The sequence below is a fragment of the Burkholderia sp. HI2500 genome (genome assembly GCF_002223055.1).
Lineage (GTDB): Bacteria > Pseudomonadota > Gammaproteobacteria > Burkholderiales > Burkholderiaceae > Burkholderia.
The window spans coordinates 982,981-994,976 of record NZ_NKFL01000004.1 but is presented as its reverse complement, the minus strand read 5'-3'; the positions used below and the strand labels follow the sequence as shown (position 1 = coordinate 994,976).

Genomic DNA, 11,996 nt, shown 5'->3' with positions numbered 1-11,996 from the left:
TCAATGAAAGCCCCCTTCCTGCCAGGGCGCGGGGCGGCCGAAGTAATAGCCCTGGCAATAATCGACGCCCAGCGCGCGCAGCATGTCGGCCGTCGCCGTATCCTCGACGTGCTCGGCGACGGTGCGGTACTGCAGCACGTGCGCGACGTCGTTGATCGCGCACGCGATGCCGCGCTTGATGTGGTCGGACGTCATATTCGACACGAGGCCGCCGTCGATCTTCAGATAGTCGATCGGCAACTGGCGCAGATACGAGAACGACGACATGCCGGCGCCGAAATCGTCGAGCGCGAACCGGCAACCGAGATCGCGCAGCTCGCACATGAAGCGCGACGCGATTTCCAGGTTGCGCACCGCGCTCGTCTCGGTAATCTCGAAGCACAGCAACGACGGATCGAGCGCCGACGCCGACAGCTCGGCGATCACGAATTCGACGAAGCGCTCGTCGGTAATCGACATCGCCGACAGGTTCACGTTGTATTCGACGTACTGGCGCCGCTCGAGCCGCGCGAGGCGCCGGATCACGGTGCGCACGACCCAGCGGTCGATCATCGTCATGTGGCCGTAGCGCTCCGCGGCCGGCAGGAACACCGGCGAGATCAGCTTGCCGTCAGCGTCCGGGATGCGCAGCAGGATTTCCGCGTGTTCCCGCGCGTCGTGTCCCGACTGGATCGGCACGATCCGTTGCGCATACAACTGGAACGAATCCGTTTCGAGCGCCGTCTTCACGCGGCGGCTCCATTGCATGTGATACGCCTGGCGGCCCGAATTCAGGTCGCGCGAATCGGCGACGTGCACGCGATTGCGGCCGCGGTCCTTCGCGACATAGCAGGCGATATCGGCCATCTGCATCGCCGTCTCGACGTTGTCGGGCCGGCATGCGAGATCCAGCACGCCGATGCTGACGCTGATCTTGAACGGCTCGCCTTCCCATCGGAACGTGAAATCCTCCACGCTCGCGCGGATCCGCTCGGCCTTGCCGCCGTCCGGCACACCGTCGCGGCCGGCCGGCAACAGGATGCCGAACTCATCGCCGCCAAGCCGACCGACCACGTCGGCGTCGCCGAGGCCGCGCCGGAACAGCGACGTCGCGTCGCGCAGCAGCGCGTCGCCGGCCGCGTGGCCGCATACGTCGTTGATTTCCTTGAAGCCGTCCAGATCGAGCACCATCAGCATCCCGCCCGCGCGCTGCGTCAGCGCTTCACCGAGGCGCCGCTCGAACTCGGAGCGGTTGATGAGGCCGGTCAGCGCATCGTGCGACGCCTGCCAGGTCAGCTTCTCGATCAGCTGGTATTCGCGCGACATGTCGCGCAGGATCAGCACGTATCCGACGCAGTGGCCCGCCGCGTTGTCCATCTTCGACAGCGAGGCGCGCACGGCCACCGCGGAACGGCACCCGCGGATCAGGTCGAGATCGCGCGTGAAGGTGTGATCGCCGCTGTTGCTGAACGACGCGAGCAGCTTGATCGACATGCCGGTCGACGTATCGATCAGGTCCAGCACGTCGTTGATCGGCTTGCCGACGCACTGGTCCGACGATGCGCCGAGCAGTTGCTCGGCCGCCGGGTTGAGCGTCTCGATGCTGCGCGTGAGGCCGATCGTGATGATCGCGTCGGCCACCGAGCGCAGCGCGGTTTCCGCGAACGCCTGGCTCCGGTCGAGCTCCGTCTGCATCGACAGCTGCTGACGTCGCGCACGACTCGCCCAGCGCACCGACAGCAGGAGGATCAGCAGCGACGCCACGAGGTACGACAGGAACAGCTGGATCACCGCCGAGCGGAATTCGGCGCTCAGTTCGTCGGAAAAGCGCTTCGGCAGCGGCTCGATGCGCGAATTGAGATCCCAGATCTCGCGGTTCAGACGGCGCGTGCGGCGCACGTCGGCCGCCTGCACGGCCTCGCGCAGCGCGTCGGCAAGCCGGCGCAGGTCGACCAGTTGCCGGTCCGCGTCCTCCCAGTACCGCAGCGCGACGCTCAGGCTCGCGAAGCTGCTCAGGAGCGGATAGAACCACACCACCGCTGCCGCATCGACGGGATTGATGCCGGCCGCGATCATCGCCGCGCGCGCGATGCCGGAATCCGCCGGCACGCCGACCATCGCGCGGCGCGCGACGCCGAGAAACGTGAGGGTCCGGTCGGCCGTCAGGTAGTCGCCGAACAGCTTCTCGTCGCCGGTCTGGCCATAGCGCGTCAGCAGGATCACCTCGTCCTTCTGCGCCTTCGACCAGCTGCTCTCGCCGCCGACATACACACGCAGCGACATGATCACGATCAGGCTGACCGCAACGAACCCCGCCAGCGCGACGATCACGACAACGATCGGCAGGATGCCCAGCGCCGGACTCCACGGCCACACGTAAAACGAGCTGCGCTCACTCTGGCGCTTCGACATGTTTTCCATACTGAATGGCTGCTTTTCTGATTATTGTCGACGCCACCGGCCGGGCGTCCGGCATCGATGCCTCTCCCTGCTCCGCGCCCGCGTGGCTCGCCGCGCCCCGGGGCGGCTAGGTCGTCCTCACCCGGCATGACGACCCGACGCCGGCATTCGCCACGGCATCGACCGCCAGGATGCGGCGCGCTTCGTCCCGGATCACGCGATGGCAGTCGCACCCGTGCCGTTCGAGATTCGCGAGATCCGACAGCACGATCGCGCCGCGGTGCTGATGGATCAGGCCCAGTTCGTGGAGCTGCCGCGTGGTGTCGGAGACGGTCTCGCGCCGTACGCCCAGCAACTGGCCGAGCATGCCGTGCGTGACGGGAATCTCGATGCTGCGCGAGCGCTCGTAGGCGATCAACAGCCATCGGCCGAGCTGCTGCCGCATCGCGTGATGACGGCTGCAGAACATCACTTGCGACGCCTGCGAGAGCGCGAGCTGCATGCGTGCGAACACCTGCCGCCGCATCGCGGCCGATGCGTCGCACGCTTGCGCGAACCGGCGTGACGGCAGCCGGTAGGCGAAGCCGCCGCGATAGACGACCACGCGCCGCTGCATCGCACTGCCGATGATGTCGTCGCACACGACACCCTCGCGGCCGATTTCCGCGACACTCAGCGTCGCCTTGCCCCCTGACGCGTACTGCAGCGAAATGCCCGCCGTCACGGGGAAATAGGCGGCACCGGGGTTCTCGCCGGCTTCGCACAGCACCTCGCCGGTCTTGAGATTCGCCAGCTGCAGATGAGGCGCCAGTTCCGCGAGTTTCATTCCGTCAAGCGCAGCCAGGAAATGATTGGCACCAAGTGCATGCGGCAACTCGATGACGTTGTTTGCCTCGTGTATCACGGCGCACCTCGTACGTTGTATCCCTGCCCCTGCCATCGAACTTCATGCTCTTTTAAACCGGATGGATTTTCCGGTTTTCCCGGCTTTGACGCTTTCATCCCGGTTTCATTGAGCAAAAAGGTATCACGCAGGCCCGTCCTTCGCGCCGCCCCGCCTTTGTTACATGAAGTAATTTGACAGTTTATTCAGCCACAGGGAGTTTTTTCACGGCCAATCATTCATTGAACGCTTAAATCTCCGCTCAACAAAAATGGATTCCTTTTGAATCATTGAAAATTACCAATGAAATTCAATTCCCCGGAATGCGATTACATCCGCAAATCAAAATAATTCATTATCGGAAATAATGCGGGTTGAGTGACATGCCCCACACTTCCGCGATGACGGGCGTGGAATGAGCGGGCTCGCGCCGGCATGCCGTGCCGACATCGGGTGAGGCCGCGCGCTAGTGCGCGGCTGCGGCGCCGGACGTGCTGCCCGCGTCGAGCGACGCGGCGCGCAGCGCGTCCGCCGGATCCGGAAAATCGCGCTGTCGCAGTTGCGCGAGCTGCGCGTCGCGTGCGTCGGGCGCGAGGTGTTGCGCGTCGAGCCGCGTGCGTTCAGCGGTGTAGTCGCGATAGCGCGCTTGCCAGGCGTCGTCGCGCTGCTGCATCTGCACGACCCGCCCGGCGATGTCGGCGCCGAGCTGCGCGCGCAGCGCATCGGGCGTCGCGCGCTGCGCGTCGAGCCGTGCGACCGTCGCGATCGCGTCACGCTGCCGCGCGAGCCGCTCGCGTGCGTCGCGCATGCCGGGCGGCAGCGACTGATCGAGCGCGGCCAGACGTTCGCGCTTCTGCGCATCGCCGAGCGACGGATCGCGCGCGATCCGGATTCGCTCGAGGTCGTCGCGCTGCTGCCGGAATTCGTCGCCGAAAAACGGCGGGCTCCAGTCGCCGAGCCAACGGCTCGCGAGCGACGCGCGCCGCTCGAGCGCACCCGCGATCGCGTCCGGATCGAGGCCGGGGCCGGGCGACGCGACACCCGGCTGCGCATCGAACGCCGCGACGCACGCGCGATAGCGCGGCCACAGGTCGAGCGCATCGCGCTGCGCGAGCGGGCCGATCGGCTGCGCGGCGAGCGCGCGCACCACCAGCGCATCGAGCGCGGCCGGCGTCAGATCGTGCCGTGCGAGCAGCAAGTAATCGAAGAATTCCCGCACCGCGCGCCGCTTCGCGAGATGCCCGTCCGGCCCGACCGGCAGGCGCGGCGCACTCGACCCCGCCAGCGCCGCGGGCAGCGCGACATCGGCCCCGGCGCCCGTGGGCGGGCGCACCGCCGCCGCGCCGGGCGCCCCGGCGTCGATGGCGGGCGCGGCGCCCGCGACGGCCGCCGGCACCGCAGGCGGGCCGAGCGCGTGCCACACCGCGGCCGCCGCGATCGTGCCGGCCGCGCCATATAGCACTGCGCGCTGCAACAGCGTCCCGGTCCTCATCGCTCACACGCCCTGCAGTTTCAGCCGGTTCGCATGCACGCGCAGTGCCGCGACCGGATCTTCCGCATACGCGCCGCGAATGCCGAGCAACTGGTTGATCGCGTCGAAGTGATTCCAGCGGTAACGCGTCGAGATGACCGTGCCGAACAGCGAACTGCAGGTCGACGTGAAGCCGTCGTTCGGCCCTGCGCCGGCCAGCGCCATGACGTTGCCGGCCGTCAGGAACATCAGCGTCGACGGATCCAGCACATTGGCCGGGTCGATGACGGGAATCACGCTGGTGTCGACGGCCCCCGTCACGATGCCGAGCAGCGAAACGGGCTGGTAGGCGGCGCCGCTCCACGAATACAGCAGATGCAGGTTGCCGCCGATCGTCTCGGCCGGTGCGCCGGTGCCGCACGCGCCGGCGCCGAGGCCCGGGCTCGGGAACAACCGGTTGAACTGCGCGGTAGACGTCGTCCCGAGCGCGTTGAGCGCGGCGATCGCATCCTGGTTCGTATTGTGCTTGTCGCTGGTGAGGATCCCGAACAGGTTCAGCAGCGTGCCGAACACCGGTGTCGTGAGGCCCGTCGGGTCGAGCTTCAGCGCGCCCAGCACGAAATCGGCGAACTGCGAGCCGCGATGCGGCGTCGCGATCGTCGTGACCGACGCGACCAGCGCGGGCGCGACCGACGCCACGTAGCGCGACGTCAGCCCGCCCTGGCTGTGCCCGATCAGGTTCACCTTGGCCGCGCCCGTGACCGCGAGCACCTGCTTCACGTACGCGAGCAGCTGCTCGCCGCGCCCGTTGGGACCGAGATCGCTCTGGAACCCGGACAGGTCGGCGACATAGACGGTCGCGCCATGCCGTTGCAGGTCGGCCTGCATGCCGTACCAGTACGGCACGACGCCGAAATAGTCGTCGGTACCGGTCAGGCCGTGCACGAGGATGATCGGATAGCGGGTGGCCGCGTAGTGGTCGAGCGCGGCGCCGGCCGCCGTCTGCGCGCCGGCCGGCGGCGTAGCCAGCGCGACGCAGGCGAGCAGCGCCGCGCGGGACAGGAAGCGCGCGCACACGCGAGCCAGGCGTCGCGCGAGCGCGGCGCGCCGGTCGACGAAGCGGTCGATGTCATGCATGTGCGTGCTCTCCGGTTGCGCGGGCGGCCACGTGCCGCTGCCAGGCGATGAACGCCGGCGCGCCGACGACTTCGAGCGCCGTGAAGCCGACGAACGGCGGCCACGGCAGCCCGAGCGACGCGAGTGAAATCAGCCGCCCGATACCGCCGAGAAAGATCATCGCCCAGAGCATCGCGAACAATCGCCCCTGGCGCTCGATTCGCGGGATCACCGAGAACGCCGCGAGCCCGAGCCCGAACCACACGCCCGCGTAGAAGCGCAGGTTGCCGTCCAGCGTCGCGTCCGCGGGCAGCGCAATGCCGAGCGACGCATACAGCGGATCGTGAATGCCCATCATGCCGAGCCCCCCTGTGATCGTCGGGACCAGCGCAAGCACGGCGGTCGCCGCCTGAAGCGCACGTTTGCTCATTCGAATTCTCCCTGCCTCGTCATCGATAGAAAATGCCCAGCACCTGCACGCTGCTCGACTCCGGCATCGCACCGAAGCGGCTCCACGACGGCCCGTCCTGACGCAGCCACTGCAGCGCGACGTCGAACCGGTCGAAGCGGCGACGCAGCTCGACCCAGTATTGCCGGCCGCCGCCGAGATCGGCCTGCATGAAACCCGACAGGTCGAGACGGCGCACGCCGACATTGCGCCACGCCGCCATCAGGAACACGCCGTGACGGGTCTGCAGCTCCTGCGCGGCAATGGTCGTGCGCACCGCGCTGCCCCACGCGTACGGGTTCGCGCGCTGCAGCGATCGCCACTGCGCGGCATCCGCGCCGCCGCCGTTGCTCTGGAATTCGGCGCTCAGCGACAGGTCGACCGGCAGCGTCCACGTCGCGCCCACCGACGAACTGGTGCGAAACGCGCTGTCGTGGCCCGCGCCGGTCGCCCGCGCGATCAACGAGCGCCGGTAGCCGCCCGCCCATTCGACGTACGCGACCACCGAGTTGCCGAGCAGCACGCTCAGGTTCTGGCCGAACTGCGGCGCCTGCCCGCTTTCGCCGTAGACGATCCATTGCGGCTGGAGCGCGGCGGTGAACCGCTGGCTCGCGACGAGCATCCAGCGATCGACGCCGTTGGTGCGCTGCAGGTCGGACGCCGCGGCCGCGTCGCCCGGCAGGGCGCGGCGTTCGAGCCGCGGCGACAGCAGCGCCGCGACGGAGCCCGTGTCCCACACCTGCTGCGCGCGCAGCGCGACGGTGCCGAGCCGGTTCGTATGGCGGCTGTCCGGGTCGGGCGGCACGTCGAGGCTCACCGCACCCGCGCGGAAAAAGTCGGTCGGGTTGTAGCCGATCGCCGCGCCGAGCCGCTCGTTCACGCGCCCCGCGTCGACGACGAACGCCGGCGACGCACGCCAGCTCGCATACGCTTCCTTCACGAGCGTCACGTCGCGCGACGACGTGCGCGACGTCCCGAGCGGATCGAAGCGGTCGAAGCGCATCGAGAAGTGCGCGGCGAAGGCCGGCGTCAGCCACTGCCCGTATTCGAATTCGATCGACAGCTGGTTGCGGCCCGCATCGCCGCCGTCGCGATAGCGGCTCGTGCGCAGCGCGTCCTGCACGTTCAGCTTCCACGGCTTCGCGGTATCGGCCGGCGGCGCGGGCGACTGGTCGGCAAGCGCGAGCGCCGCGGCGTCGGCCGTATCCACGTCGGCCGTATCCACGCCGCCCGCACCGCCCATGCCGGCCGCACCCACCGCCCCGCCCGCCTCGGCCGCGCACGCGAGCGCCGGCAGCAGCACACACGCGAGCGCGGTGATCCGGCCTCGACGCCACACCGTCATTGCGCCTGGAAGCGGGACAGGTAGTCGCGCTGCAGCCAGCCATCGGGAATGTCGCGCCATGCGTAGTCGGAAAAGCGCATGACCGTGACCCAGTTGCTGTCGAGCCCGTCGATGATGACGGTCTCGGTCGGCCGCTCGACGCCGAGCTGCATCGTGTAGCGCCGGTAGAACGCCGTCTTCAGCAGCCGGTCGCTTTCCGAATAGAAGCGCGCCTTCAGCGGCCGGCTGTTCGCCGCGTCGATCCAGATCTCGATGCGGCGGTAGGTCAGCCCGTCGCCGTGGCCGGTGAGCGCGAGCCGGTATGCGCGGCGCGTCTGCCGGTCGCCGTCGGCGATGTCCTCGATGCCCTTCAGCTCGGCCGTGTAGTCGTGCGCGAGATTGACCGTCACGACGTCGCCGTTGGCGGCCTGACCGAGCAGCCGCTGGTCCGGCGAGATCCGCACGCTCGCCTGGTTCGCCGGATCGTAGAACCACAGGTCGTTGCCGTTCTTCAGCATCAGCTTGCCCGTGTCGCGCGCCGGCGCGACGAAGCGCACCAGCGTGCGGAACGCGCCGCCCGGCGCATCGGGCTTCGAATAGATCGACAGCGTATTGCCGTCGACCTGCTTGCCGGAGCGGTACTCGACGAGCGTCGCGGTCAGCACGAACGATTTCTCCGGCGTGCGGATCGCGTCGCTCGCCGCGAGCACCTTCTGCGGATCGGGCGCCGGCTGCGCAGGCGCGACGCCGGCCAGGAACGAAAGACTCAGACAGCATGAAACGAACAGGCGACGCACGTGCGCTCTCCCGAAAGTGAAATGAACGAACCACGCGATGCACGGACGGCATCACACATGCCGCAGCGCGTCGACGATCGACAGCCGCGCCGCATGCCGCGACGGCAGCCACGCGGACAGCCCGGCCACGCACGCGAGCCCGACGAACGTGACGGCGATCGAGCGCCACTCGCCCCACACGCGCACCGTCAGCGCGACGGCGTCGATCCGCGCGGGCGGCGTCCACGCGAGCCCGCTGTGATTGACGGCCGCGGCGATCGCGAGCGCGACCAGCACGCCGAGCGACGCGCCGGCCACGCCGAGCAGCGCGCCTTCGCAGACGAACAGCGCCTGGATGCCGCCGCGCCGCATCCCCATCGCGCGCAGCGTGCCGATCTCGACCGTGCGCTCGATGATCGCCGTGCTCATCGTGTTGCTGATCACGAACAGCACGATCGCGCTGATCAGCACGAACACGAAACCGAAGATCACCGAGAACATCCGGTTGGTCTGGTCGTAGAACGGGTTCAGCGTCGCGAAGTCGACGACGTCGAGCGGCTGGCCGTCGAAGCCGCCGTGCAGCAACTGCGCCAGGCGCGCGCGCGCCGCCGGCAGATCGGCCGTGCGCGCGAGCTGGATCTCGATCGCGGTCGCGCGCGGTTCGGCGCCGCCGTAGACGAGCCGCTGCGCTTGCGGCAGACGCACCGCGAGATACACGTCGTCGAGTTCCTTCACGCCCTGCTGCTCGGCCTTCACGACCGAGAAGCGGCCGACGTTCGGCGCCCCGCCCGCGCTCGCGGTCAGCACCTCGATATGGGTCGCGCCGCCGTCGGCCGGCCGCGCACCGGCCTCGCCCTGCGCGAGCGCCAGCACGTCGGGCGGCGCGGTCGCGGCCGGGGCGTCGGCCGGCGGCTCGGCCGGCCCGGCCGGCGCGTCCTGGCAATCCGGCACGTGCAGCGGCCCGCACAGATGCAGCACGCGCGCGACGCCGAGGCCGACGATCGCCGCGTCGTCGGCGCTGCCTCGCCACGCGAATTCGCGCGGCCGCAGCGGAAAACCGTACGCATTCCATTGCTGCATCCGGTACTGATCGTCCGGAATCGCGCCGAAGCCCATCACCGTGCGCGACACGCCGGCCGCGAAATTGCCGGCGATCCCGCCGAACTGCAGCGTCGGCGTGACGACCTGCAGCAGCGGAGCGAGCTGCGGATCGCGCCGCAGTTGCTCGATCAGCGCCGGGTAGCGGCGAATGCCGTACGCGGCAGGATCGCCCGTGCCGTACAGGAAATAGCCCTGCCGCTGGATCTGCAGATGGCCGCTGCGCTGCACGAAGTCGGTCTGCAGGCCGAGCGTGATGTCGCGGCTGAAGCCGCCGAACAGCAGGATCGCGCTGACGCCGACGATCATCGCGAGCAGCGTGGTCAGCGAGCGCCGGCGGTTGCGCTGCAGGTTGCGCAGCGCGAGCATCAGCGTATGGGTCATCGGCCTGCCTCCTGCGCCGCGGCATCGTCGCCGCCGCGGTCGTGGCCGACGATGCGGCCGTCGAGGATCCGGATCACCTCGTCGGCGACGCGCACGACCTGCGGATCGTGCGACGACACGATGATCGACACGTCGCGCTCGCGCTGGATCGCGCGCATCAGTTCGATGATCGCGTGCCCGGTCGCGCTGTCGAGGTTCGCGGTCGGCTCGTCCGCGAGCACCATCGCCGGCTCGGCCGCGAGCGCCCGTGCGATCGCGACCCGCTGGCGCTGGCCGCCCGACAGCTGGCTCGGCCGGTGCCGCGCCTTGTCGGCCAGCCCGACCGCATCGAGCAGGTCCCGCACCCGCGCCGCGCGCCGCGCGGGCGCCCAGCCCGCCATCAGCAGCGCATACTCGACGTTCTCGTACGCGGACAGCACCGGCAGCAGGTTGAACGTCTGATACACGTAGCCGACGTGGCGCGCACGAAAATCCGACAACGCGTCGTCGGATAGCGACGCGGTGTCCTGGCCCGCGATCGTCACGCGTCCGCTGTCGGGGCGGTCGATGCAGCCGATCATGTTCAGCAGCGTCGTCTTGCCGCTTCCCGACGGGCCGCTGAGCACGGTGAAGCGGCCCGCGTCGAGCGTCGCCGACACGTCGGCGAGCCCGGTCACGCGCACGCTGTCGAGCAGGTAGGTCTTCGACAGGTGTTCGACGGTCACGAGACTCACGACGCCCCTCCCGCGCGCACGTGCCGCACCGGCGCCGCTTGCGACGCGCTCGCGCCGGCGTGGGCGCCGGCTTCGCCGGGTACGGCCGGCAGCCCGCGGATCAGCCGCCGCAACTGCAGCCGGTAGGCGAAATGCTCGACCTCGATCACATGCCGCGGCGTGCGATGAAACGCGATGCCGCCGCTCCAGTCCGAGCGGCCGCGCGTGATCAGCCGGTCCAGGCGCGCGGCCTTGCGCGGCGCCGCCTCGCGTGCATGCAGGTAGCGCGCGAGCAGTTGCGCCTGATAGTCCATCAGTGGCCAGTTGCCGGTCGATGTCTGAAACAGCCCGATGAAGAACAGGTCGCGGTGCTGCGCGTCGAACATGTTCAGGTACAGCGACGGCCGCGACTTCGGCCATTGCAGATGCGCCTGGTCGATGAACGGAAAGCTCGGCCGGTAGCCGGTCGCGTACACGATCACGTCGACCGGCTCCTCGCTGCCGTCGACGAACACGACGCGATCGCCGTTCAGCTCGCGCACGTCGGGCCGCGCGGCGAGGTCGCCATGGCCCAGGTGATAGAACAGCGTCGAGTTGATGATGAAATGCGATTCGAACAGCTTGTGGTCCGGCTTGCGCAGCCCGTAGTCCGCCGGCTGCCCGGCCGTGGTCAGGCGCAGCAGCCGCTCGCCGAAAAAACGCCGCGCCCACAGCGGCATGCGCAGCCGCAGCGGCCATTCGGCCCACTCGTCGGCCGGCATCCCGAACAGGAATTTCGGCCAGTAGTAGTAGCCGCGCCGCGTGCTGTGGAACACCGCGCGTGCATGATGGGAGGCCTCGACCGCGATGTCGCAGCCGGAGTTGCCGGCGCCCACCACCAGCACCCGCTTGCCGCCGAAGATCTCCGGCGTGCGGTACTGCGACGAATGCAGTTGCAGCCCGTCGAAACGGCCCGGATAGTCGGGCAGTTGCGGATGCGACAGATGGCCGTTGCAGACGATCACGCCGCGATAGGTGCGCACCTCGCCGCGATCCAGTTCGACGCGCCACTGCGTGCTGCCGGCCACCGGCGCGATCTCGAGCACCGAGCGGCCGAACTCGATCCGGTCGTACACGCCGAAGCGCCGCGCGTACGCTCGCAGATACGCGAGCGCCTGGTCGCCGCGCGCGTAGGTCGGGTAATCGTCGGGAATCGGAAAATCGGTGTATTCGGAAAACCGCTTCGAGCTGATCATGTGGATCGAGCGATACACCGCGCCGCTCGGCCGGCCGTAGTACCAGTTGCCGCCGACATCGTCCTCGCGCTCGATCACGTCGAAGCCGATGCCGGCCGCGAGCAGGTTCTTCGCGGCGGCAATCCCGGCCGCGCCCGCACCGATGATGCAGTACCGCGCGCCGTCGTTGCGTTCCGTCATGGTGGATCTC

General features: G+C 68.9%; 10 protein-coding genes. All 10 read right to left on the bottom strand.

What is annotated here, in order from left to right; translation table 11 throughout:
* Entirely contained in the window at positions 1-2,400 is a 2,400-nt protein-coding gene (locus CFB45_RS07305) for a putative bifunctional diguanylate cyclase/phosphodiesterase (protein WP_089425087.1), read from the bottom strand.
* Positions 2,401-2,506: 106 nt separating this feature from the next.
* Complete coding sequence (locus tag CFB45_RS07300; RefSeq protein ID WP_089425086.1) at positions 2,507-3,283, bottom strand: Crp/Fnr family transcriptional regulator; 777 nt, start codon at positions 3,281-3,283, stop codon at positions 2,507-2,509.
* A gap of 445 nt (positions 3,284-3,728) precedes the next feature.
* Positions 3,729-4,754, bottom strand: a complete 1,026-nt coding sequence (locus tag CFB45_RS07295; RefSeq protein WP_089425085.1) for a lipase secretion chaperone — start codon at positions 4,752-4,754, stop codon at positions 3,729-3,731.
* A 3-nt stretch (positions 4,755-4,757) separates the two neighbouring features.
* A complete protein-coding gene (locus CFB45_RS07290) occupies positions 4,758-5,870 on the bottom strand; it encodes an esterase/lipase family protein (protein WP_089425084.1) in 1,113 nt (370 codons plus the stop codon).
* Complete coding sequence (locus CFB45_RS07285) at positions 5,863-6,279, bottom strand: DUF4345 domain-containing protein (protein WP_089425083.1); 417 nt, start codon at positions 6,277-6,279, stop codon at positions 5,863-5,865. Before CFB45_RS07285 ends, CFB45_RS07290 begins: the two co-directional genes overlap by 8 nt.
* A gap of 19 nt (positions 6,280-6,298) precedes the next feature.
* Entirely contained in the window at positions 6,299-7,540 is a 1,242-nt protein-coding gene (locus CFB45_RS07280; protein WP_089425883.1) for a hypothetical protein, read from the bottom strand.
* A 98-nt stretch (positions 7,541-7,638) separates the two neighbouring features.
* Positions 7,639-8,418 carry an outer membrane lipoprotein-sorting protein gene (locus CFB45_RS07275; RefSeq protein ID WP_089425082.1) on the bottom strand — a complete coding sequence of 260 codons (780 nt, stop codon included), beginning with the start codon at positions 8,416-8,418 and terminating at the stop codon, positions 7,639-7,641.
* Between the two features lie 51 nt (positions 8,419-8,469).
* Positions 8,470-9,879: an ABC transporter permease gene (locus CFB45_RS07270; protein WP_089425081.1), complete on the bottom strand. Its 1,410-nt coding sequence runs from the start codon at positions 9,877-9,879 to the stop codon at positions 8,470-8,472.
* The gene (locus tag CFB45_RS07265) at positions 9,876-10,592 is read right to left on the bottom strand and encodes an ABC transporter ATP-binding protein (protein WP_089425080.1); all 717 of its coding nucleotides are present in this window, start codon (positions 10,590-10,592) and stop codon (positions 9,876-9,878) included. The genes CFB45_RS07270 and CFB45_RS07265 overlap by 4 nt, the downstream gene beginning before the upstream one ends.
* Positions 10,589-11,986 carry a flavin-containing monooxygenase gene (locus CFB45_RS07260; protein ID WP_089425079.1) on the bottom strand — a complete coding sequence of 466 codons (1,398 nt, stop codon included), beginning with the start codon at positions 11,984-11,986 and terminating at the stop codon, positions 10,589-10,591. The genes CFB45_RS07265 and CFB45_RS07260 overlap by 4 nt, the downstream gene beginning before the upstream one ends.
* Between the last annotated feature and the right edge of the window lie 10 nt (positions 11,987-11,996).